20 protein-coding genes are annotated in these 23200 nt (G+C 63.3%); 6 read left to right on the plus strand and 14 right to left on the minus strand.

Going from position 1 to position 23200, the window contains the following annotated elements:
* Nucleotides 1-219: 219 nt before the first annotated feature.
* Nucleotides 220-849 (plus strand): TetR family transcriptional regulator C-terminal domain-containing protein, encoded by a 630-nt coding sequence (locus WDX12_RS32660; RefSeq protein WP_320295059.1) that lies wholly within the window; start codon nucleotides 220-222, stop codon nucleotides 847-849.
* Nucleotides 850-1166: 317 nt separating this feature from the next.
* On the opposite strand, the gene WDX12_RS32665 is transcribed toward WDX12_RS32660, so the two are convergent.
* Nucleotides 1167-2039: a helix-turn-helix transcriptional regulator gene (locus WDX12_RS32665; RefSeq protein ID WP_434723391.1), complete on the minus strand. Its 873-nt coding sequence runs from the start codon at nucleotides 2037-2039 to the stop codon at nucleotides 1167-1169.
* A gap of 103 nt (nucleotides 2040-2142) precedes the next feature.
* Here WDX12_RS32665 and WDX12_RS32670 point away from each other — a divergent pair, with 103 nt between their 5' ends.
* Both WDX12_RS32670 and WDX12_RS32675 read left to right on the plus strand, forming a co-directional pair.
* Nucleotides 2143-2988: an SDR family NAD(P)-dependent oxidoreductase gene (locus WDX12_RS32670; protein WP_434723392.1), complete on the plus strand. Its 846-nt coding sequence runs from the start codon at nucleotides 2143-2145 to the stop codon at nucleotides 2986-2988.
* Nucleotides 2985-3707 carry an SDR family oxidoreductase gene (locus tag WDX12_RS32675; protein ID WP_434723393.1) on the plus strand — a complete coding sequence of 241 codons (723 nt, stop codon included), beginning with the start codon at nucleotides 2985-2987 and terminating at the stop codon, nucleotides 3705-3707. The genes WDX12_RS32670 and WDX12_RS32675 overlap by 4 nt, the downstream gene beginning before the upstream one ends.
* Here WDX12_RS32675 and WDX12_RS32680 read toward each other — a convergent pair.
* From WDX12_RS32680 to WDX12_RS32705, 6 genes are all read right to left on the minus strand, one after another.
* Nucleotides 3704-4096, minus strand: a complete 393-nt coding sequence (locus tag WDX12_RS32680) for a DoxX family protein (protein ID WP_434723394.1) — start codon at nucleotides 4094-4096, stop codon at nucleotides 3704-3706. The two genes, WDX12_RS32675 and WDX12_RS32680, sit on opposite strands and share 4 nt — an antisense overlap.
* A gap of 64 nt (nucleotides 4097-4160) precedes the next feature.
* Complete coding sequence (locus tag WDX12_RS32685) at nucleotides 4161-4619, minus strand: carboxymuconolactone decarboxylase family protein (RefSeq protein ID WP_434723395.1); 459 nt, start codon at nucleotides 4617-4619, stop codon at nucleotides 4161-4163.
* 30 nt (nucleotides 4620-4649) lie between these two features.
* On the minus strand, nucleotides 4650-5168 hold the full coding sequence (locus tag WDX12_RS32690; protein ID WP_434723396.1) for an RrF2 family transcriptional regulator: 519 nt from the start codon (nucleotides 5166-5168) through the stop codon (nucleotides 4650-4652).
* 364 nt (nucleotides 5169-5532) lie between these two features.
* Nucleotides 5533-6846 (minus strand): NAD-dependent dihydropyrimidine dehydrogenase subunit PreA, encoded by a 1314-nt coding sequence (gene preA, locus WDX12_RS32695; RefSeq protein ID WP_434723397.1) that lies wholly within the window; start codon nucleotides 6844-6846, stop codon nucleotides 5533-5535.
* A 2-nt stretch (nucleotides 6847-6848) separates the two neighbouring features.
* A complete protein-coding gene (locus WDX12_RS32700; protein ID WP_434723398.1) occupies nucleotides 6849-8213 on the minus strand; it encodes an NAD(P)-dependent oxidoreductase in 1365 nt (454 codons plus the stop codon).
* 114 nt (nucleotides 8214-8327) lie between these two features.
* Complete coding sequence (locus tag WDX12_RS32705) at nucleotides 8328-9065, minus strand: gamma-glutamylcyclotransferase (protein WP_320295050.1); 738 nt, start codon at nucleotides 9063-9065, stop codon at nucleotides 8328-8330.
* 461 nt (nucleotides 9066-9526) lie between these two features.
* Between WDX12_RS32705 and WDX12_RS32710 the strand changes: the two genes are divergently transcribed.
* Nucleotides 9527-10303, plus strand: a complete 777-nt coding sequence (locus WDX12_RS32710) for a VOC family protein (protein WP_434723399.1) — start codon at nucleotides 9527-9529, stop codon at nucleotides 10301-10303.
* Between the two features lie 28 nt (nucleotides 10304-10331).
* Here the strand turns inward: WDX12_RS32710 and WDX12_RS32715 are convergent, their stop codons facing one another.
* Entirely contained in the window at nucleotides 10332-10949 is a 618-nt protein-coding gene (locus WDX12_RS32715; protein ID WP_434723400.1) for a hypothetical protein, read from the minus strand.
* 68 nt (nucleotides 10950-11017) lie between these two features.
* Here WDX12_RS32715 and WDX12_RS32720 point away from each other — a divergent pair, with 68 nt between their 5' ends.
* Complete coding sequence (locus WDX12_RS32720; protein WP_320295047.1) at nucleotides 11018-11416, plus strand: DoxX family protein; 399 nt, start codon at nucleotides 11018-11020, stop codon at nucleotides 11414-11416.
* A 21-nt stretch (nucleotides 11417-11437) separates the two neighbouring features.
* On the opposite strand, the gene WDX12_RS32725 is transcribed toward WDX12_RS32720, so the two are convergent.
* Both WDX12_RS32725 and WDX12_RS32730 read right to left on the minus strand, forming a co-directional pair.
* Nucleotides 11438-13864, minus strand: a complete 2427-nt coding sequence (locus WDX12_RS32725; protein WP_434723401.1) for a GcvT family protein — start codon at nucleotides 13862-13864, stop codon at nucleotides 11438-11440.
* Between the two features lie 63 nt (nucleotides 13865-13927).
* Nucleotides 13928-15466 carry a trimethylamine methyltransferase family protein gene (locus WDX12_RS32730; protein WP_434723402.1) on the minus strand — a complete coding sequence of 513 codons (1539 nt, stop codon included), beginning with the start codon at nucleotides 15464-15466 and terminating at the stop codon, nucleotides 13928-13930.
* Nucleotides 15467-15677: 211 nt separating this feature from the next.
* Between WDX12_RS32730 and WDX12_RS32735 the strand changes: the two genes are divergently transcribed.
* Nucleotides 15678-16268 (plus strand): transglycosylase SLT domain-containing protein, encoded by a 591-nt coding sequence (locus tag WDX12_RS32735; RefSeq protein WP_434723403.1) that lies wholly within the window; start codon nucleotides 15678-15680, stop codon nucleotides 16266-16268.
* 385 nt (nucleotides 16269-16653) lie between these two features.
* Here the strand turns inward: WDX12_RS32735 and WDX12_RS32740 are convergent, their stop codons facing one another.
* From WDX12_RS32740 to WDX12_RS32755, 4 genes are all read right to left on the minus strand, one after another.
* Complete coding sequence (locus tag WDX12_RS32740) at nucleotides 16654-18987, minus strand: dipeptide ABC transporter ATP-binding protein (RefSeq protein WP_434723404.1); 2334 nt, start codon at nucleotides 18985-18987, stop codon at nucleotides 16654-16656.
* Between the two features lie 51 nt (nucleotides 18988-19038).
* Nucleotides 19039-20196 (minus strand): ABC transporter permease, encoded by a 1158-nt coding sequence (locus WDX12_RS32745; RefSeq protein WP_434723405.1) that lies wholly within the window; start codon nucleotides 20194-20196, stop codon nucleotides 19039-19041.
* A gap of 12 nt (nucleotides 20197-20208) precedes the next feature.
* Complete coding sequence (locus tag WDX12_RS32750) at nucleotides 20209-21243, minus strand: ABC transporter permease (protein WP_434723406.1); 1035 nt, start codon at nucleotides 21241-21243, stop codon at nucleotides 20209-20211.
* A gap of 220 nt (nucleotides 21244-21463) precedes the next feature.
* A complete protein-coding gene (locus tag WDX12_RS32755; RefSeq protein ID WP_320297031.1) occupies nucleotides 21464-23116 on the minus strand; it encodes an ABC transporter substrate-binding protein in 1653 nt (550 codons plus the stop codon).
* Nucleotides 23117-23200 lie beyond the last annotated feature (84 nt).

Below are 23200 nucleotides of genomic sequence, written 5' to 3' on the forward strand. Positions count from 1 at the left end.
AACCTGTTTCGGTGCGGCCAACGCTTGGTCTTTGCTGCGTTTTCGTGCTACGCAAAATTTTGACCGGTTGGACAAACGTTAGCACCGCCTGTCGGCGGTCCAAGGATTACTAGCGGAAATGCGGCATCGAAAGCGCGCTCCACAGCCCAAGGAAAAACTGGTCCAGACAATTGGTCCAGAGAGCCCGCGCGAAGACGGCCGGCAAGGATGACGGCGGCGATGGAAGGCTCAGCTCCCCGCCGCACCCGCATCCAGCAGGAAAAGCGCGAGCTCATCCTGGAAGCCGCGCTCGAAGTCTTCTCCGCCAACGGTTTTCGCGGCTCGACCATCGACCAGATCGCCGAAGCCGCCGGCATGTCGAAGCCGAACCTTCTCTATTACTTCCGCCGCAAGGAAGACATTCACGAGACGTTGATGCAGCGCCTGCTCGACACCTGGCTGGCGCCCTTGCGCGAGCTGGACGACATCGGCGATCCGCTGACGGAGCTCAGGAGCTACATCCGCCGGAAGCTCGAAATGGCGCGCGACTTCCCGCGCGAAAGCCGGCTCTTCGCCAACGAGATCCTGCAGGGCGCGCCGCGCATCAAGCCGATGCTGGAGGGCGAGCTGAAAACCCTGGTCGACGAGAAGGCCACCGTCATCAAGGGTTGGATGCGCGCCGGCAAGATCGCCCGCACCGATCCCTGGCACCTGATCTTCTCGATCTGGGCGACGACGCAGCATTATGCCGATTTCGACGTCCAGGTGCGCGCCGTACTCGGCGCCGACCGCGGCGGCGAGGGCCGCTTCGAGGACGCGGCGCGCTTCCTGGAGCAGCTGTTCCTGGATGGGCTGAAGCCTAAGGGCTGAGGCGCGACATCAAACCAGTACAAGCTTTGCCGGTCGTCGAACTGTCTCAGGCTGCGGAGATTGGCTGAAGCGCACATTGATTTCGTCATTCTAGGGCGGAGCAAGGAGCGAAGCGACGCGCGCAGACCCTAGAATCCATGCCGTGACGCTCGCCAAAGAGCACAGCGATTCAGAATGATCGTCGCGCCCAGCCAGAGCCAGTTCTGCACCGCAGCAGCGCTTTGAAGTCGCGGCATGGATCCTCGGGTCTGCGCCGCGTCGCTACGCTCCTTGCTCCGCCCGTGGATGACGAAGCTGAGGGGCTGCAGCCATCAACGTTACGCGCTGCGGCGCTCCACCGGAATTGTATCCAGCAGCTTCCGCAGCTTCACCACTGAATTCTGCTCCGCCAGCGGCGTGTAGACGATCAGCCTCATATCCGAACCGTCATCGATCGACAGGCTCATATGTTCGAACGTCATCGCGCCGGCGATCGGATGCCGCAGGTGCTTCAGGCCGGAAAGCCGGTGCACCACATCGCGCTGCGGCCACCATTCACGGAACTCGGGACTTGAGCGCATCATCAGCGCGATCAGCCGCTCGAAGTCCGGATCGCCGGTGTATTTCGCGCTCTCGGCGCGGAACGCGGCAAGTGTTGCGCGCGCCAGCTGTTCCCAGTCCACCAGCAGATGCCGCCGGTGCGGATCGGTGAACACGCCGTGGATGATGTTGCGGGCATCGCCCTCCAACAGGCCGTAGTCGCCAAAAATGGCGACGGCCGCGTCGTTCCATGCCAGCACGTCCCAGCGCGGGCCGACGACATAGGCGGGCTGCAGGACCAGGCTCTGCAGCATGTGCAGCAACGGTCCCTCGACCTTTCCCTGCACGATGCGGCGCCGCTCTGGTTGCTGGCGGCCGGCGAGCGTGAACAGATGCCGCTGCTCGGCGCCGTCGAGCCGCAGTGCCTGGCAGAGCGCCGACAGCACCTCGACCGAAGGCCGCACGTCCCTGCCCTGCTCCAGCCAGGTGTACCAGGTCGTGCCGACGCCGGCGATCATCGCCACTTCCTCGCGCCGCAGTCCGGGCGTGCGCCGCCGCGCGCCACAGGCGATGCCGGCTGCATCGGGCGAGAGCCTTTCGCGGCGGGAGCGCAGGAAGGCGCCAAGCTCGCGACGGCGATGATCTTCAGGGGAATGGGCAATGGCATCCATGCGTCTATTATAGCAGTACCGATACCAGGATAAAGTTTGAACTGTTTGGGACGCCCGTGCTGTCCCATCTTTCCGTTTAGAGCAGCGCAAGGAGGCTCTGAGCATGGAACTCAAGGACAAGACAATTCTCGTCACCGGCTCTACCGACGGCGTCGGCCGTGTGGTCGCCGAGCGGCTCGGCGCCGCCGGCGCCCGTGTGCTGGTGCATGGCCGCGACGCAGGCCGCGCCGAGGCGACGGTCGCCGCCATAGAGGCAAAGGGTGGCAAGGCGGAGTTTCTCGCCGCCGACCTCGCTTCGCTCACCGAAGTGCGCCGCCTCGCCGAAGCGGTGCGCGCAAGGACCGACCGGCTCGATATCTTGATCAACAATGCCGGCGTCGGCACCGGCGGCCAGGGCGCCAAGCGGCAGGTCAGCGTCGACGGCTACGAGCTGCGCTTCGCGGTCAACTATCTCGCCGGCTTCCTGCTGACGTCGGAACTCTTGCCGCTCCTCAAGGCAAGCGCGCCGGCGCGCATCGTCAACGTCGCTTCGGCCGGCCAGCAGGCGATCGACTTCGACGATGTCATGCTGACGCATGGCTACAGCGGCGTGCGCGCCTACTGCCAGAGCAAGCTGGGGCAGATCCTGTTCACCGTCGATTTGGCGGAGCAGCTCGACGGCACCCGCGTCAGCGTCAATGCGCTCCACCCGGCAAGCTACATGGACACCACCATGGTCCGGCAGGCGGGCGTCACGCCGTGGAGCTCGGTCGAGACCGGCGCCGACGCCATTCTCAATCTCGCCGTATCGCCGGCGCTCGAAGGACGCAGTGGCCTTTATTTCGACGGTCAGCGGGAATCGCGCGCCGATGCGCAGGCCTATGACGAAAAGGCCCGCCGCCAATTGCGGGCACTGAGCCTCGAACTGATCGAGGGTCCATCCTCCAAACCTAAGGAACAGCACTCATGAGCGAAACCATCGAACATTGCGTCATCATCGGCGGCTCGTCCGGCATCGGCTTTGCCACGGCCAAGCGGCTGGTCGGTCCCGGCATGAAGGTCACGATCACCGGCCGCAACGAGGAGAAGCTCAAAGGTGCGTGGAAGGCCCTTGGCGGCACCGTCGGCAAGCCCGCGTTCGACGCCGCGAAGCCGGACGAGGTCCGGCATTTCTTCGATGGTCTAGGGCCGTTCGATCACCTTGTCCTCGCCGCGAGCGGCGGCAAGGGGCTGGGACCGTTCGCGACGCTCGACCTTGCCGACATCGGCAGCGGCGTCGACGAGAAGATCCGGCCGCAACTGTCCTGCCTGCAGGCGGCCCTGCCGACCTTGAACAAAGCCGGATCGGTCACCTTCATCTCGGCCGTCTCGGCGCAAATTGCAGCGCCCGGCGTCGCCGGCATCGGTGCCATCAACGGCATGCTGTTGACCGTCGCGCCGATCCTGGCGGTCGAGCTGAAGCCGCTGCGCGTCAACGTCGTGGCGCCCGGCGTCATCGACACGCCCTGGTGGGATTTTCTCCCCGAGGAGCAGCGGCAGGCGGTGTTTGCCGAATATGCCGGCAAGACTCCGGTCGGCCGCATCGGCCGCGCCGAGGATGTCGCCGAGGCGATCGCATTCCTGGTCTCCAACGGCTTCATGACCGGCCAGGTGCTGACCTGCGACGGTGGGCTGAGGTTTGCGGCTTAGCCCTGGGCCGTCAAAGCGACTGCGCGATCAGCGTCAGGAACCCCACCGGCCAAAGCAACATTGCTGACGACCCCGTTGATGCGGGAGGCGCGGTCCGCGCCCTGATGATCCCAGAAGTTATGGAACATCGGCGTCGCAACGATGAGGAAAAGGATCAGGGCTGCCGCCGCAGGCACGGTCCATAGGCCGGCAATCACCAGCGCGCCGGCAACGAGTTGCAGCACAATGCCCAGCCACAGAGCCAGTGCCGCCTGCGGCACGCCGCGCGCGGCCATCAACGAAGCGACCAGCTTTCTGTTCTGGATGTTGCGCAGGCCGGCAAAAACGAAAGCGCCGCCAAGCAGCAAGCGCGCGATGATTAGAATCTCGTTCTGAAAATTCTCGAACATGTCGTTGTTCTTTCGCTGAAAAAAGGCGTGGGCCGCTCAGCGGGCCCACGCCGCGGCAGCAAGATCAGGCAGCCTTTGCCTTTTCGACCGGATGGACGGAGCGGAACGGTATGGCGAGGCGATTCCACATATTGATCATGCCAACCAGCACGGTCAGCTTCACAAGTTCCTCGTCGGAGAAATGCTCCAGCGTTGCGGCATAGAGATCGTCCGGAACACCGTTGTCGGAAATGTTGGTCACCGCCTCGGTCCAGGCAAATGCCGCCCTCTCGCGCTCGGAGAACAGCGGCGATTCCTTCCAGGCGGCGACCAGATAGAGACGCTGCTCGGTCTCGCCGTCGCGCCTTGCCTCACGGCTGTGCATGTCGACGCAGTAGGAGCAGCCATTGATCTGAGAAGCCCTAAGCTTGACCAAATGGATCAGGCTGGCCTCCAGCCCGCTCTCCTCGACAGCCGTGTTGAGCTCGGTCACTGCCTTCATGAGAGCCGGCGCCTTGGCATAAAATTGAAGTCTCTGTTTCATCGTCTTTGCCTTTCCACATTGTCTGGCGGGTTAAGTCTGTTTGGAGGAAGCGGATTTCTGCGGCCGCTGGTGACGCTCGACGAAAGCGCAGCTCGCGGCATAGGATCGCGGGTCGCCTTCGGCGGCGTACTCGGCCACGATGTCGGAGAGCTTCACTTCCGCGAGCGCCGCCCGATAGGCGCGCTCCGCCTTGAGCATCGCGGCATTGATGCCGCACGGCTTCACATAGGCCGAGGCATCGATCTTGACCGGGCCGCGCTGGCGGATTTCGCCGCAACGGAAGGCAGGCTCCCTGCCCTCGACGGCCAGCACGATATCCAGCAGCGTGATCTGTTCCGCCGCCCGCGCCAGTCGATAGCCGCCCGCGGGTCCAGGCAGCGATTCCAGGATGCGCGCCGCCGTGAGTTGGTTGAGGTGCTTCAACAGATAGCTTGGCGACAGCCCGAAGCACTCCGCAAGCACCGCGCCCGGCATGGTGCTGTTGCCGTCGACGCTGGCCAGTGTCGCCGCACAGTGGATGGCCGCTTCAACACCATCGCCCAGCTTCATGATGCCGATCTCCTATTCATGGATATCTTTTATCATGGATAAGTTTTATCTGCAATAGAGAAAACGAAGATCGCCTGCTTCGCAACACTCAGGAATGTGAGGGAAGAGATCAGATCGTTTCTGGCACCGCGCTTAGCAGGACTTGGGTTCCTCGCACCCCGCAAAGCGGGGGAGAGGTGGCCCGGCGAAGCCGGGACGGAGAGGGGGACGACTTTTGCGAAGTCAAAACCGGCGCAGGACCAGACGCAAGATAGATCACGACCCTGGGGGCAAGTTCCCAGCCGCCAAGGCCCCTCTCCGTCCCGGCTTCGCCGGGCCACCTCTCCCCACTTCGTACCCACTGCGTGGGGCGAGGAACCCAAGCTTACTCCGCCGCCACCTTGGCCATCGGGTTGTTGGGATGCGTCGTCCAGTTGGCGTAGATCGGCGACACCGGCTTGCCGGTGCGCTCGTCCATCGCGCCGGCCGCCAGCGGCTCCATGGTGATGCAGCCCTCGACCGGGCAGACATTGACGCAGAGATTGCAGCCGACGCATTCGGCCTCGATCACCTCGAAATGCCTGGCCCCATTGACCATGCTGGTGATCGCCTGGTGCGAGGTGTCCTCGCAGGCGATGTGGCAGCGGCCGCATTTGATGCAGGCGTCCTGGTCGATATGCGCCTTGGCGACATAGTTGAGGTTGAGGTACTGCCAGTCGGTGACGTTGGGCGTGGCGCGGCCGATGATGTCGGAGAGCGAGGCATGCCCCTTCTCGTCCATCCAGTTCTCAAGCCCGGCGATCATCTCCTGCACGATCTTGAAGCCGTAGGTCATGGCCGCCGTGCAGACCTGCACATTGCCGGCGCCGAGCGCCATGAATTCGGCCGCGTCGCGCCAGGTGGTGATGCCGCCGATACCGGAGATCGGCAGGCCGTGCGTTTCGGCGTCGCGCGCGATCTCGGCCACCATGTTCATGGCGATCGGCTTCACCGCCGGGCCGCAATAGCCGCCATGCGAGCCCTTTCCGTCGATCGTCGGCATAGGCGCGAAACTATCGAGATCGACGCCGGTGATCGAGTTGATCGTGTTGATCAGCGACACTGCATCCGTTCCCCCCGCAAGCGCCGCCCGCGCCGGCTTGCGCACGTCCGTGATGTTGGGCGTCAGCTTGGTGATGACCGGCATGCGGGTGTTCTGCTTGCACCAGCGCACCACCATTTCGATATATTCCGGCACCTGGCCGACCGCGGCACCCATGCCGCGCTCCGACATGCCGTGCGGGCAGCCGAAATTGAGCTCGATGCCGTCGGCCTCGGTCTCCTCGACCACCGGCAGGATCGCCTTCCAGGCGTCCTCGACGCAGGGCACCATCAGCGAAACGACGATGGCGCGGTCGGGCCAGTCCTTCTTGACCTGCTTGATCTCGCGCAGATTGGTCTGCAGGTCGCGGTCGGTGATCAGCTCGATGTTGTTCAGGCCGAGCAGCCGGCGATCGGCGCCCCAGATCGCGCCGTAGCGCGGTCCGTTGACGTTGACGACCGGCGGACCTTCTTCGCCCAGCGTCTTCCACACAACGCCGCCCCAGCCGGCCTTGAAGGCGCGCTCGACATTATAGGCCTTGTCGGTCGGCGGCGCCGAGGCCAGCCAGAACGGATTGGGCGATTTGATGCCGACGAAATTGTTGCGGATGTCTGCCATGCTCATGCCCTCCCGTTAGAGGTCAGTGCCCGGTGGATGCTCTCGGCCGCGTCGCGCCCTTGCGCCACCGCCGAAACGGTCAAATCGTCGCCGCCGAAGATGCAGTCGCCGCCGGCCCAGACTTTTGAGAGCGACGTACGGCCTTCGGCATCGACCTTGATGCGGCCGCCTTCGAGGTCGATCTGCTCGCCGCTGCCATTGAGATGCGCCGGCACGAAGCTCTGGCCAATCGCCTTGAACACCTGGTCGGCATTGAGCCGCAGCGTTTCGCCAGTGCCGGCGAGCTTGTCGCCGTTCATCGCGGTGTATTCAAGCTCGATCGCCGAGACCTTGCCGTTTTCGGCAATGACGCGCTTCGGCTGCAGCCAGTGGCGGATAGTGACGCCGTTGGCGGCGGCCAGGTCCTGCTCGAAGCCGGAGGCGTTCATGTGCTCCTGGCCGCGCCGGTAACAGACCGTCACCTCCTCCGCGCCGAGCAGCTTCGACTGCACCGCGGCGTCGATCGCTGTCATGCCGCCGCCGATGACGACGACGCGCCGACCGACCGGCAGGCCGGAAAGATCGCTCGCTTGCCGAAGCTCCGCGATGAACTCGACCGCATTGGCGACACCGTCGGCGTCCTCGCCTTCGGCGCGCAACGCGTTGACGCCGCCGAGACCGAGGCCGAGGAAAACCGCATCGTAGTTGCGCATCAGGTCGGCGAGCTGGAAGTCGCGGCCGAGCGCCTTGCCGTTCTGGATGTCGATGCCGCCGATCGCGGTGACATAATCGACCTCGGCCTGGGCGAAATCGTCGACGCTCTTATAGGCGGCAATGCCATATTCGTTGAGGCCGCCGGCCTTCGGCCGCGCCTCGAGGATCGTCACGTCATGACCGTGACGGGCAAGGCGATGCGCCGCCGCCAGCCCTGCCGGGCCGGCGCCGACCACGGCGACCGTCTTCCCGGTCGGCTCGGCGCGCTTGTAGAACTGCTTCTCCTCGCTCATGGCGACGTCGGTGGCGTAGCGCTGCAGCCGGCCGATCTGGACCGGCTTGCCCTCCGCCACCTCGCGCACGCAGACCTCTTCGCACAGTGTCTCGGTCGGGCAGACGCGGGCGCACATGCCGCCGAGGATATTCTGGTCGAAGATCGTCTTGGCCGAGCCCAGCGGATTGCCGGTGGCGATCTGCCGGATGAACAGCGGGATGTCGATCGAGGTCGGACATGCATTCATGCACGGCGCGTCGTAGCAGAAATAGCAGCGGTCGGATTCGACCAGCGCCTCATGATGATCGAGCGGCGGGTGCAGGTCGGAAAAATTGTCGGCATATTGCTCGGAAGACAGCCGGCCGCCGGCAATGCCTTCGATGAAATGACCAGTCGCCATTCCAACTCCCCTTTGTTGTCGTTTTGGGGAAGGCTAGCACGTTTTATTTTTTTATCAATTGGTCAATTTTCGGCCAAGTCGCTGTAATGGCTGGATAAAATATGATAAATACACTCATGTTATAGCGGCGGCGATTTCCATAGCCGACGGCTCGCCGCCCGTAATCCTGTGGCCGTGGATCGAGCGCACCTCGTCCGCCACAAGTTCCTGCAGCCGCCACAGATTGCGGTCATGAATGCCGAAGGTCTCGAGGTGGCTGACGGTGTTGTAAAGGTATTCGGCGCCCGAACCGACATGACCGCAGGCGCGTGCCAGCACCCAGGCCACCTTTTCCAGAGGCTGCCCGAGCGACGTCCCCCTGCCGGTCACGCCAACCCAGAAGCCCAGCGCTCGCAGCCGGCCTTGTGCCGTGCGCACCGGAACCCACCGGACCGAGCTGACGCTCTCGTGGTCGTCGATCTCACGCCGCAGCAGCCTTTCGATCTGGGCTGGCTTCTCGCCATCCGGCAAACGATAGATGACGCCGTCGCAGCGCCCGCCCCGTTCCAGCGCCATCATCAGGCCGGGCTGCTCGCGGCTGCCGCGCCAGCGGACCATGTCGAGGCAGAACGACCGGTGCCAGCCATGCGCCGAGGCGCGCCGTTGCTCGACCGACTCGAAGGCCGGTTTCCAGATCAGCGAACCATAGGCGAAGACCCAGAGCGGTCCGTCGTCGGCTTCTCCGGCGAGACGCGTGGCGAGCGCGCTGAAATCGTCGTCGCTGAGCTGCGCCCACCCACCGCTCGGACCGGGATCGATCTCTTCGCGATGGCAAAGAGCGACAAGCTCGGGCGTCAGTGACATGTGGCGCATCGGAAAACGCGAACCCCTCTTTTGGCGCAGCAAAGTCGAAAAGCGCCGGCTGCGCAAGATCGGCGGCTACGGGCGGCCGCGCAGAAACGTGAATTCAAACGACGCGCCTTGAGTATTGATCGTCCTTCAAACCGTTGCGAACCTACGCAGCAACGCCTTGCCGTTCTCGAATTCCGGCCCAGATGTCGGATTTCTGTTGCGAGCATCGTCCTAAGGTGTGTCGAGGTTCAGGTCAGGCCGCGCCGAAAAAGGCGGTTTTCGAGAACGCCGGCGGTAGCCTTCATAGGGCGGAAACACTTATGAGGGCTTCGGCCGGCGAAGGCCGGAGCGGAGCGTACTTGAGTACGTGAGCACCGGAAGCGCAGAAAACCGGCATTTGCAGGCCGGCATCACCTGAACCTCAACATACCCTAGGATGGATCGAACAACGATCGCTGCCTGAACCGGTGAGGAGACCGACCATGCCGAAATCCCCGCAACCTTTCTTCTGGTACGAATTGATGACCACCGACCTCGACGCCGCCGAGGCTTTCTACACCGCTGTCGTCGGCTGGAAGGCCGAACCTTTCGACAAGGCGCCCGGCATGCCGCGTTATATCGTCGTGAACTCCGCCATGCGCGGTGTCGGCGGGCTGATGACGATGCCGGAAGAGCCCGCCAAGATGGGCATGCCGCCGGCCTGGGTGGGCTACATCTACACCAAGGATGTCGACGCCTCGACGCAAGCGCTCAAGGACGCGGGTGGTGCGGTGCACCGCGCCCCGGACGACATTCCGGGCGTCGGCCGCTTCGCGGTCGTCGCCGACCCGCAAGGCGCGGCCTTCATGTTCTTGCAACCCAACCAGCCGGAGCAGCCGCCGGTGCCGGCGACGACGCTTGGCCATGTCGGCTGGCACGAGCTCTACACCTCGGACTGGAAGGCGGCCTTCGACTTCTATTCCAGCCAGTTCGGCTGGGAGAGCGCCGGCGAGTTCGACATGGGCGAGATGGGCATCTACAAAACCTTCGGCGCCGGCCCCGAATCCGGCGGCGGCATCATGAACAAGCCGCCGCAGATCCCGGTTCCCGTCTGGCAGTTCTACTTCAACGTCGACGCCATCGACGCCGCCGCCAAGCGCGTCATGGACAATGGCGGCAAGGTCATCATGGGTCCGATGGATGTGCCGAGCGGCCAGTGGATCATCCAGTGCCAGGACCCGCAAGGCGCGCATTTCGCATTGCTCGCCCCCGTACGATAACGCGCCCTGCTTGCTGGCTGGCGCCGGATCACTCCGGCGTCAGCACCGCCACCTTCAGATCGGCCTTTTTCGCGCCGCTAAGCTGGATGATCGCCGCGCCGCCCGCGAGCTTGAAGCGCACGCTCTTGCGGATGCCCGGGCAGCTCTTCACGCCGCTGAACGCCGCCGATTTCACGCTCTTGCCGTCCTGCACGACATCGATCCAGGCCTCGTCGGACAGGCTGACCTGAAGCTCGCCTTCCGGTGGCACGGTCACATTCGCCGTCGCGCCGAACGTACCGGCTGCCGGTGCGCGCTCCGGCGGCACTTCAAAGCTGACCGTGTCGGCGGCCTCGAGCGAGAAATCCACTGCTTGCCCGACCGTCAGGGTCGCGCCGGACTGGGCGGCCGTCGCCTCCGGAAACAGGGCCTGCTCGCGCTCGACCGGCCATTTGAAGGCATCGCAGCCGGTACCGGCGGCCATGGCGAAGCTGGTGCCAGCAAGGATTGCGAAGAGGCTGATGACGACTTTTCTCATGGTCAAGGGACTCGCTTGGTTTGATGCGTCATGCAGCAATACAACCATAAGGATATGTTTGCAACCATAGAGAGAAGAAATATGGGGATTGAAACCCTTTCCACTCACCGATTGTTGATAGCAGGCCAAGGGAAGTGAGTGGTCCGTCGCCGGGCGATAATTTAAGGCCCCGAGCGGGGGTAAAATTGGAGTTTTAAATGAAGCTTTTCGAAAGCCTTGCTCAGTACCGGCCACAGGCGCTGGGCATATTGCGCATCATGACCGCCTTGCAGTTCATCGAACATGGCTCGCAGAAGCTGTTCAACTTCCCGGCCGCTGCCGAGCCGCATGCGCTCACCGGACTGACGACAGGTGCCGGCATTCTCGAATTCGCCGGCGGCATCCTTCTGGCGCTTGGCCTCTTCACTCGTCCGGTCGCCTTCCTTCTCGCCGGCGAAATGGCGATCGCCTATTTCATGGCGCATTTCCCGCGCGACTTCTTCCCGGCCAACAACGGCGGCGACGCAGCCATCCTATTCTGCTTTGTCTTCCTCTATCTGTTCTTTGCCGGTCCGGGCGCCTTCGCGGTGGACAATCGCGAGAGCGCCAAGGCTTGATGGCAGGGATGTGCGCCACCGTCAGGCGCGCATCCGCTCGAAATTGGCATCGAACAGCGGCGCCGCCTGAACACGCGCCGCACGGCGCTTGCCGAGGATCTCGATCTCGAAGCCATCCGGCTTGTCGGCGATTTCCTTCGGCACATAGCCCAACGCAACCGACTTCTTCGCATTGTGGGCGTAGCCGCCGGACGTAACCCAGCCGCGCACGACGCCGTCGTGCCAAATCGCTTCGTCGCCAATGACATCGGCATCGGTGGCGTCGACGATGAAGGCGAGCAGCCGGAGCTTGCCGCCTTGCTTGCGCTCGGCGAGCGCTGCTTGCTTGCCGATGAAATCCGCGTCTTTGCCATAGGCGACGAAGCGGTCGAGCCCGGCCTCGACCGGCCCGTAGATCGGCCGGTACTCGCGCGCCCATGAGCCGTAGTTTTTCTCCAGCCTCAGCGCATTGAGCGCGCGCGAGCCAAACAGAGAGATGCCGAATTCCTCACCGGCCGTGATCAGCGCCTGATAGGCAGCGCGTTGATATTCCGGCGTCACCCAGATCTCGTAGCCGAGGTCGCCGGTGTAGCTGACGCGCCCGACCAGGCACGGCGCCATGCCGATATCCATCCTGGCCATCGCCATGAAGGGGAACGCTGCGTTGGAGACATCGGCGGGGGTGACTTTGGCGAGCACATCCCTCGCCTTCGGCCCGGCAATCGCGAGGCCGGTGAGCTTCTGCCCCAGTGCCTCGATCTTCACCGAGCCGTCCTTGGGCAGATGCGCCTCGAACCAGCGCATGTGATACTGCTCTGCAATGCCCGAGCCAGCGATGAACCATTCGTGGTCGTCGATATTGGCCAGCGTGAAATCGCCGATCAGCTTGCCGTCATCCTTCAGCATCGGCGCCAGCGTCATGCGGCCGCGCTTTGGCAGCCTGCAGGCAAGCATGCGGTCGAGCCACGCGACCGCGCCCTCGCCTGTCACCTTGTATTTGGCGAAGTTCGAAATCTCCGACAGGCCAACGCCGTCGCGCACCGTCGCGACTTCCTTGCCGACATGCTCGAAGTCGGTCGAGCGCCGCCACGAGAACTCGTCCTTGACGCCGTCCGGCGCATACCAGAGCGGCACTTCGAGCCCATAGGACACGCCCCATTGCGCGCCCTTGGCGGCAAGCGTGTCGTAGACCGGCGTCGTCTTGAGCGGCCGCCCGGCCGGCAGCTCCTCGTTCGGAAAGCGGATCGAGAAGCGGCGCGAATAATTCTCGCGCACCTTGGCGTTGGTATAGGCCATCGTCGCCCAGTCGCCATAGCGCGACACGTCCATCGCCCAGATGTCGGCGCCCGGATCGCCCTCGATCATCCAGTTGGAGAGCGCCAACCCGACGCCGCCGCCCTGGCTGAAGCCGGCCATGACGCCGCAGGCGACCCAGAAGCCCGGTAGGCCGCGCACCGGACCGACCAGCGGATTGCCGTCCGGCGCGAAGGTGAAGGGGCCGTTGATGATCTGCTTGATGCCGGTCTTCTGGAAGGCCGGGAAATGGCGAAAGCCGACTTCGAGCGACGGCGCGATGCGGTCGATATCCGGCTCCAAGAGCTCGTGGCCGAAATTCCACGGTGTGGTGAACTCCGACCAGACCTTGTTGGCCTTCTCATAGGTGCCCATCAGCATGCCGCCACGCTCCTGGCGCAGATAAAGCTCGCCGTCGAAGTCGACGGCATGGATGATCTCGGTGCCGGTCTTCTTGTTCCAGTCGGCGACCTCCGGCATGTCCTCGGTGATCAGGTACATGTGCTCCATCGCGAGCACCGGCAGTTCGAGCCCGACCATGCGGCCGACCTCGCGCGCCCATAGCCCGCCGGCATTGACGACATGCTCGGCAATGACATCGCCCTTGTTGGTGATGACGCGCCACAATCCGTCGGGCCGGCGCACGATGTCCTCGACCTTGGTGAAGCGTTCGACCTCGGCGCCGAGCTTGCGCGCCGCCTTGGCATAGGCATGCGTCACGCCAGACGGATCGAGATGGCCGTCCTCCTTGTTGCGCACGGCGCCGACGAACTGGCTGGAATCGATCAGCGGCATCAATTCCGCCGCTTCCTTGGCGGAAATGACTTCGAGGTCGATGCCGAGATAGCGGCCCTTCGACACCACGCCGCGCAGCCAGTCGAGTCGCGCCTCGGTCGCGGCCAGAAGCACGCCGCCGGTGAGGTGCACGCCGGTCGCCTGTCCCGAAAGCTCCTCGATCTCCTTGTAGAGTGAGATCGTGTATTTCTGCAGCTTGGCGACGTTGGGATCGCCATTGATGGTGTGCATGCCGCCGGCCGCGTGCCAGGTCGAGCCCGACGTCAGTTCGTCGCGCTCCAGAAGCACGACATCGGTCCAGCCGTGGCGGGCGAGATGGAACAGCACCGAGCATCCGACGACACCGCCACCGATGACCACGACCTTTGCATGCGACTTCATGGTTCTTCTCGTTAATTCAGTGAGTTGAGAGGTTGAAATGAATCAGGATGGGAAGCTGTTCCCTTACGGCTCGCTTTGCCCGATCGCTTCCTTGCGGCGGGCCATATAGGCTTCGAGCGCTTCGCGCACGGCGGGGTCCATGGCTGGCTGGACATACTCCTCCAGCGCCTTCTTCCAGAGCCGTGTCGCGCGCGCCGTCGTGTCGGGCGCGCCGGCCTCTTGCCAGGCCTCGTAATTCTGCCAGTTGGACAGCATCGGCTGGTAGAAGGCGGTGGCGTAGCGCTCCAGCGTGTGCGGCTCGCCGAAGAAGTGGCCGCCGGTCGGCACCGCGCCCAGCGCCTCCACGGCCAGCTCCGCCTCGTCGACCGCGATCGGTCGCAGGAACTCCATCATGTGCTGCATCATCTCGACGTCGATGATGAGCTTTTCGAACGACGCCGTCAGCCCGCCCTCCTGCCAGCCGGCGGCGTGGTAGACGAGATTGCCGTGGCCGAGCACCGCGCCCCACAGCGCCATCAGCGTCTCGTAGGCGCCCTGCGCATCGGCAGCATTGGAGGCCGAGCCCGGCGTGGTGCGATAGGGCAATTTGTAGCGCCGCGCCAACTGGCCCGAGGCGATGTTTGCCTTGGTGTTTTCCGGCGTGCCGAAGGCCGGCGCGCCCGACTTCATGTCGACATTGGAGGTGAAGGCGCCATACATCACCGGCGCGCGGGGGCGCACCAGCTGCGAGAGCACCACGCCGAACAGCGCTTCGGCATTCTGCTGCGCCAGCGCGCCGGCCAGCGTAACCGGGCTCATCGCGCCCATCAGCGTGAACGGCGTCACCGCCACCGACTGGCCGTATTCGGCCATGGTCATCAGCCCTTCCGCCATCATCTCGTCGAAGCGGCGCGGCGAGTTGACCGAAATGATGGTGGTGACGCCGGGATCGTCGCGCATCTGATCCAGCGTCAGCCCGCGCGCGATCGCCATCATCTCGATGCCGTCGAGCGCCCTGCCCCGGCCGATCGCCGAGACGTGGAAGCATTTGTCGGTCAGCGTCAGGTTGGCGAAATAGGTGTCCATGTGCCTCGTGTTCGCCGGCAGCTCGACCGGCGCGCAGACCTGGTTGCCCAGCATGTGGATGCAGTTGAAATGCTGCGCCAACCGCACGAGGTCGCAGTAGTCGGCAAGGTTGCCGGCGCGGCGACCGCGTTCCATGTCATGCACATTGGGCGGTCCGGCAACGAGCGTGAAGTTGATGGTGCTGCCGCCGAGATGGATGGCTCGAGCGGGATTGCGTGGAGTAAGCGTGTAGTTGCTGTGCGTCGACTTCAGCGCCTCCTCGACCATGCCGCGATCGACGCGCACATTCATCGAGCCGTGATCGACCTTGGCGCCGGCGCGCTCGAACAGCGACAGCGCCCGCGCGCTCATCACCTCGATGCCGAAATTTTCCAGGATGTGCATCGACGCCTGGTGGATCGCCTCGATCTGGTCGGCCGACAGCAGCGCCATGGGTGGGTAGGGATTCTCCACCCGCCGCGGCGGCAGTTGTGGAATGGCCGCGGGGCCACGGTTGCTGGTGCGCTCGGCGCCGCGCTTGCGTCTTGGTTCGCTCATGCGCGCATCAGAGCGCCGGCATGACATGCGAGCTGTCAGGAATTCGTCATTTGCCGGCGCGATTTTAGTCAAGGCGGCATTTTTCAAAACGGGATGAGAAAATAACGACACAGGTAGCCGTAATATCGACACTCGGCTTTTTCGTGCCTCGGCGCCCACGTTAAGGAACCGCGCAAGACTCCTTTTATGATTTCGGCCTATTCGTCTCCCAATGCGTAGGTCGAGTTTTAGTAAAATTGTCGCTGTCTCAGTGCTGCTGGCGCTTTCGGCCTGCGCGACGGCGCCCAGTCACATCAACAATGTCTGCGCCGTCTTCGACCAGAATGACGGCTGGTTCGACAACTGGCAGTCCGCCGCCGAACGGACCGAGCAGAAATACGGCGTTCCCGTTCCGGTGCTGATGGCGACGGTGCGCAAGGAATCCGGCTTCAAGAGCAACGCCCGCCCGCCGCGCACCAAGCTGCTCGGCTTCATCCCGTGGACGCATGTCTCGAGCGCCACCGGCTACTCGCAGGCGCTCGACGGCACCTGGTCGCAATATCAAAGCGAGACCGGCAACTGGACCGCGCGCCGCACGCGCTTCGCCGACGCTGTCGACTTCGTCGGCTGGTACCACTCAAAAACCGCCGACACCTTTGGCGTCGCCCGCAACGACACCTACAATCTCTATCTGGCCTACTATCTCGGCTGGACCGCCTATGGCCGCGGCAATCGCGGCGATGCCGGTGTTCAAGGCTATGCTCGTGCCACCGACCAGATGGCCCGCGATTACCAGGCGCAGCTACGGCAATGCGGAAACTAGTTTTCCAACACGGTGATTTTGAACGATTGCAGGCTTGTCGGGCAAGGCTATCAACGTCCGTTGGGGTAGTAAGCGCAAACCCTGGCGATGAGTTGAAGGTTCCTGAACTTCGTCATTATAGGGCGGAGCAAGGAGCGTAGCGACGCGCGCAGACCCTGGAATCCATGCCGTTACCTGGACCGAAGTGTGCAACGGTGCCGAATTCTGGACCGCCGCGGCGCTTCCAAGTCACGGCATGGATCCTCGGGTCTGCGCGCGTCGCTTCGCTCCTTGCTCCGCCCGTGGATGACGACCGCGATAGGCGTCTCGGCCAATCGCCAAGGCATGGGATCTGCCAACGCACACATAGCCAACCGGTCAAAACTTCTGTGATAAGGAACCGGGGCTAGTGCCGCCTTGTCGTATCTTTCGGCTTTTTAACACCCGTTTCCGATGTCTCGTCGCGGACTTCGTGGCGACGGGCTTTCATGCCGGCCTTGTCCTGCTCCACCGCGTCCCCGATCTGGTCGGCTTCCGCGCTGCCCGTTTTGCCACGTGGGCGTTTCGGCGCCGTTCCCGCAAGGCCTGGCCCCGCGCCCTGCGGCGCATCTTCCGGCACGCCCTCATGAGCGGCATGTTCCTTGTCGAACTTGATGACCGGCTCCATCTTCGCCAGCACGTCGTCGGCAAGCCAGCACAGGCTCATATGGCCGTCGCCGAGGTTCTTCACCGGCGGCACCTTGGTCTCGCACAGATTGTCCGGGACCAGCTTCTTGTAGCCGCAGCGCGTCTGGAACGGGCAGCCGGTCGGCGGATTCATGGCCGACGGGATGTCGCCTTCCAGCACGATGTGCTTCTTGACCACGCTGGTGTCGGCGATCGGGATCGCCGAGAGCAGCGCCTCGGTATAGGGATGGTAAGGCGGCGAGAAAATCTGGTCGGTCGTGCCCTGCTCGACGATGTAGCCGAGATACATGACGACGACGCGGTCGGCGATGTAGCGCACCACCGACAGGTCGTGACTGATGAACAGCATCGTCGTCTTGTTCTTGCGCTGGATATCCATCAACAGTTCGGTCACCGCCGCCTGCACCGAGACGTCGAGCGCCGAGACCGGCTCGTCGGCCACCACCACTTTGGCATCGCCGGCAAAGGCGCGCGCCACGCCGATGCGCTGCTTCTGGCCGCCCGAGAGCTGGCGCGGCTTGCGGGTCTCGAAGGCCCGCGGCAGCTTTACCAGATCGAGCAGCTCCAGCATGCGCTGGCGCCGCTCCGCGACATTCTTGCCGACTTTGAACTTCTCCAGCGTTCGGATGATCTGCGAGCCGACGCTGTGGCTGGGGTTCAGCGTGTCGAACGGGTTCTGGAACACCATCTGGATCGAAGACACGGTCTCGACATTGCGGTTCTCGATGCCGGTCGACTGGATCTCCTTATTGCCCAGCGTCACGGTGCCGGAGCTAGCGGTCTCCAACCCCAGAAGCACCTTGGCGAGTGTCGACTTGCCGCAGCCGGATTCGCCGACGATCGCGACCGTCTCGGATTCGCGCGCGGTGAACGAGATCGTCTCGTTGGCTTTGACGACGCGGCCTTCGCTTGAGCCGAACACCTCGCTGCCGCCGACCTTGTAGTATTTCTTGAGATCCTCGATCTTGAGCACCGGCGCGCCGGGCTCGACCTTTTCGTTGACCTTCTTGGCGCCGGGCGGCAGCGCCTCCCAGTCGATCTCGTTGAACCGCACGCAGCGCGAGAAATGCCCCTCATGGCCGTCGACCGGGATCATCGGGATTTCCGCGGCGTTGCAGACGCCCTCGACGAAATGGTGGCAGCGCGGGCCGAAATTGCAGCCCTTCGGCCGCTCATGCGGCAGCGGCAACTGTCCAGGAATGGAGATCAGCGGCCGCGAGTTCTTGTCGGCGCCGGGCAGCGGGATCGAGCGGAACAGCCCTTGCGTATAGGGATGGCGCATCCGGTCGAACACGTCCTCGATCTTGCCGGTTTCGACCGCCTCGCCGGAATACATCACCGTGATCTTGTCGCAGGTCTCGAGGATGAGACCGAGATTGTGCGACACGAAGATCATCGAGGTGCCGAACTTCTCGCCCAGACCCTTGACCAGTTCGACGATGCCGGCCTCGACGGTGACGTCGAGCGCGGTGGTCGGCTCGTCGAGCAGCAGCAGCGCCGGCTTCGACAGCAGCGCCATGGCGATGACGATGCGCTGCTGCTGACCGCCGGAAAGCTGGTGCGGATAGGAGCGCATCATGCGCTCCGGGTCGGGCAGCCTCACCGCCCGCACCATCTCCAGCGCGCGATTATGCGCCTCTTCCTTCGACACCTTGTCGTGGATCAGCGGCACTTCCATCAATTGCTGGCCGATCTTCATCGCCGGGTTGAGGCTCGCCATCGGCTCCTGGTAGATCATGGCGATCTTGTTGCCGCGGATGGAGCGTAGCTCCTCCTCGGAGAGTTCGCCCATGTCCCTGCCCTGGAACTTGATGCGCCCGCCGACGATCTTCCCGATATTGGAGAGGTCGCGCATGATGCCGAGCGACACGGTCGACTTGCCGCAGCCGGATTCGCCAACGATGCCCATCGCCTCGCCGGGCATCACCGTGCAGGAAAAATCCATCACGGCAGGGATCTCGCCCTTGCGGGTGAAGAAGGAGATCGAGAGGTTCTCGATCTCGATGATCGGCTGACCGGTCGCCTTGGCTGGATCTCGAACTGCCTCGTTCATGGGTCGCTCCAATCCTTGGTTCTCTGGAAGATGGGGCTCAACGCCCTACCATCAATCCTTCATCGATTGCTCACGCAGCGAGTCCGCCAAAAGATTCAGCCCCAGCACGAACGACATCAGCGCGATCGTCGGCGGCAGCGCCGGGTGGATGAAGGAGCGCAACAGGCGGCTGGCGTCCTTGATCGCAGTGCCCCAATCCGGGCTTTCCGGCGCCAGGCCCAGGCCGAAATAGCCGAGCGTTCCGAGCAGGATCGTCGTGTAGCCGATGCGCAGGCAGGCATCGACGATCAGCGGACCCCGGGCATTGGGCAGGATCTCCCATAGCATGATGTACCAGGGCGATTCACCGCGCGTCTGCGCCGCCGCCACATAATCGCGTGTCTTGATGTCCATGGTCAGCCCGCGCACGATGCGGAACACGCCGGGGCTGGAGGCGAACACCACCGCCACGAAGATGTTGAGCTGGTTCGGATCGATGTGGACGATGTGCAGCGGATCCTTGTCGAAGACGAGGCCCGCATAGATCCAGCCGCCGACGATCAGCGTGATGCCGAGCAGGATGTAGAGCCGGTCCGGCCGGTTCTTGAAACGCGTCCAGAACAGCACGCTGAAGAATATGATCGGGAACAGGAAGAACAGGCCTGCCATCGCATAGGGGATCGGCGTGTCCATGATGCCCGGCGTTACCAGCAGGTAGAACAACAGGATGACCGGGAAGGCCAGCACCAGGTTGGCCAGGAACGACAGCAGCGTGTCGATCTTGCCGCCATAGTAACCGGCCGGCAGGCCGAGCGTGATGCCGACCATCAGCGCGAAACCGGTGGCGGCCGGTGCGATGATCAGCACGATCTGGCTGCCAAAGACCATGCGCGAAAACACGTCGCGGGCAAGCTTGTCGCCACCGAAATAGTAGACGAGCTTCGACGCCGGCTCGATCGCGCCGGGCAGCGTGTCCTTCATGATCGACACCTGCGCCAGCGGGTCGAAGGGCGAGATGGTGGAGGCGAAAATCGCCGTGAACAGCCAGAACAGGCAGATGAAGACGCCGGCAATGCCGACGCCGCTGTCGAAAAGCTGGCCGTAGAGGCCGAGCTTCTTCTTGAAGGCGAAGCTTGCACCCATCACCAGGAGAAGCCCCACCCATACCGGCCAGAAGCGCCAAAGCACGCCGACCACGATGTCGAAGGCACTGATATATTCGGTCTGCATCCGCCCTGCCCCCTATTGAACCCTGATACGCGGATTGAGGAACGCGTAACCGACGTCGGAGATGAGCTGCGTGATCAGCACGATGAACACCGAGACCAGCGAGCAGCCGAGCAGCAGATCGATGTCGTTGTTGCCCGCGGCTTCGACCAACGTGTAGCCGAAGCCCTGGTAGCGGAACATGACCTCAACGATGACGACGCCGGTGAGCAGCCAGGGAAACTGCAGCATGATCACGGTGAACGGCGCGATCAGCGCGTTGCGCAACGCATGCTTGACGACCACGCTGCCGAAGGAGAGGCCCTTGAGGCGGGCGGTACGGATATATTGCTGCGTCATCACCTCGACCATCGAGGCCCGTGTCATGCGCGCGATATAGCCGATGCCGTAGATGGCCAGCGTCATCACAGGAAGCGTGAAGTTGTAGAAGGTGAGGCCCTGGCTTGCCGAGGCCGCCGATCCGTTCAGCCAGCCGAGCCACGAGGCGAAGATGACGGTGAAGATGACGCCCGACACATATTCTGGCGTCGCCGTCGAGGCGATGGAGGCGACTGAAAGCGTGCGGTCCGTGCGCGAGCCCTCGCGCATGCCGGCGAGTATCCCGATCAACAGCGAGATCGGCACCATCACCGCCAGCACCCAGAACATCAAAAGCCCGGTGGCGCCGAGCGCCGGGAAGAGTTTCGAGCCAACAGTTGTCTTGAACTTGGTCGAGCAGCCGAAATCGCCCTGCAAGACACCGGAGAATGTCGGCACGACCGGGTCATTGCAGAAAGAGAAGCGCTGCGCCGGCTTTCCGGTTGCTGGATCGGTGATCGGTTGCTTAGGCAGGACGCCCAGCCATTGGCCGTAACGCACGAAGAAATTCTGCCGGTAGCCATGACCGACCAACCAGTTTTCGAGCTGGTCGGCCGACGTGTGCATTTCGGTCTGGCTGATCGCCAGCTTCTTCAGATTGGGACCGAGATTGATCAGGAAGAAGACGATCAACGTCAGGCACAGCATCGTCAGCGCCATGGTACCGAGACGTCTCAAGATGAAAGAAAGCATGGCGGGCCCCTGCCGATGGGTTGGGGGAGCCTGATTACGCAGCCATCCCGCCACGAGGCGGAGCAAGCCGGCAAACAGACCTTCGAATGCGATCAACCCTGTTTATTGCATGACCCCGCTCGATGAGTCCGCAACTTTTTTGCTGCAGAGGCTCTCCGGTTCCAGGTCATGCAAGGAAGGGGACAAAGGGGCGGAACGCCCCTTTGTCCATTCGCTCGGATCAGGCCTGGTCGAGCCAGACTTTGCCGTAGTCGTGCTCGTAGGTCGGGTGCATCTTGTAATTCTGCACCGCCTTGACCGAGTGGCTGTAGAGCTTGCGCCAGTACGGCTGGATGATGATGCCGGCATCCTGCAGGGTCTGCTCGATGTCCTTCATCAGCTCCTTGCGCTTGGCGGCGTCGGCGACGGCAAGCGCGGCATTGAGCTTGTTGTCCCAGTCCGGATTCGACCATGCGGTCTCGTTCCAGGCTTCGCCGGTGCGGTAGCCGATCGCAAGAACCTGCACGCCAAGCGGCCGCATGTTCCAGTTGGTCATCGACAGCGGATACTTCGTCCAGTCGTTCCAGAAGGTCGAGCCGGGAAGCACCGTGCGCTTTACCTTGATGCCGGCGTCGCGGAGCTGGGCGGCGATCGCGTCGCCGGTGTTCTTGTGCCAGTCCTCGTCGACCGTGATCAGCTCGTGCTCGAAATCGGCCTGACCGGCTTCCGCCATCAGGGCCTTGGCCTTGGCGGCGTCGCGCTTGATCTTCGGCAGCTCGAAATATTCCGGATGGATCGGGCTGACGTGATGGTTCTCGGCGACCGTGCCGGCATTGCCGTAACCGAGCTGCAGGACGACGGCGTTGTCGACGCCGAGTTGCAGCGCCTGACGAACCTTCTGGTTGTCGTAGGGCTTGTTGTTGACATTGGTGCGGCACACGATGGTGGCCGCCGTCACGACCTCGGATTTCACCAGGTCCATCTTGTCGAGGATCGAGACATAGTCGGCCGAGGTCTCGAAGTTGGTATGCACTTCACCAGCCTCGAAGGCGCTGACCATGGCGCCCGGATCGGTGCCGTAGTCGATGAACTCGATGCCGTCGAGAAACACCTCGCCGTCCCACCACTTGTTGTCGGCGCGGCGCTTGTAGACGACCTTCTGGCCAACGTCGTAGGAGACGAGCTCAAACGGGCCGGTGCCGATCGGGCAGGCTTTGAAATCGCCGCCCTTCTCGTCGAAGCTCTTGTGGACGATCAGGCCAGGGTAGTCGCACATATTCGGGATCAGCGCGATGTCCGGCTTGCCGAGTTTCAGCTTGACGGTCATGTCGTCGACCTTGGTCACGGCGCTCTCGTCGAGCTTGTCGTCCTTGACCAGCGTGCCCAGGCGACCGGGCATCGAATTGCCCTCGGCCTTCTTGTCGCCCCAGCGCTTGAGGTTGAAGATGACGTCGTCGGCGGTGAAGGCATCGCCGTTCGACCAGGTCACGCCCTTGCGAACATGCAGCGTGTATTCGGTGGCGTCGTCGTTCACGTCCCAGCTTTCCAACAGATAGGGACGGAAGGTGTATTCGGTGGTGTACTTGACCAGCGGCTCGAGCGCCTGGCGCTCGGCATTGGCGATTTCCGACCAATCGGCCTTGCGCGGATCCTTCGGATCCTTGACCCATTGAGCGACCTTCAGCGTGCCGCCCTTCTTGCCCTTAACGTCATCGGCTCTCGCAGGGGTCGGATCAGCGAGACCGAGCAGGCCGTAGGCCATCGCCGTGGAGGCTCCGAAGACGCTGGCCAAGGCCAGGAATTCGCGACGGTCGACCTTTCCGGCCTTGGCTTCTTCGGCCAGGGCTAGGATGTGATCCGGAACGCGGTCGCTGTTACTCTTATAGATTGTCATGACTATCTCCCATTGTTGGCTTTCCGCCTTTTAACATTCCGCATCCAGGCCCTCATGTCAAAGAGGGTATGGAGTGAGAAACAT

The sequence above is a fragment of the Mesorhizobium sp. RIZ17 genome, from assembly GCF_051127865.1.
Lineage (GTDB): Bacteria > Pseudomonadota > Alphaproteobacteria > Rhizobiales > Rhizobiaceae > Mesorhizobium > Mesorhizobium humile.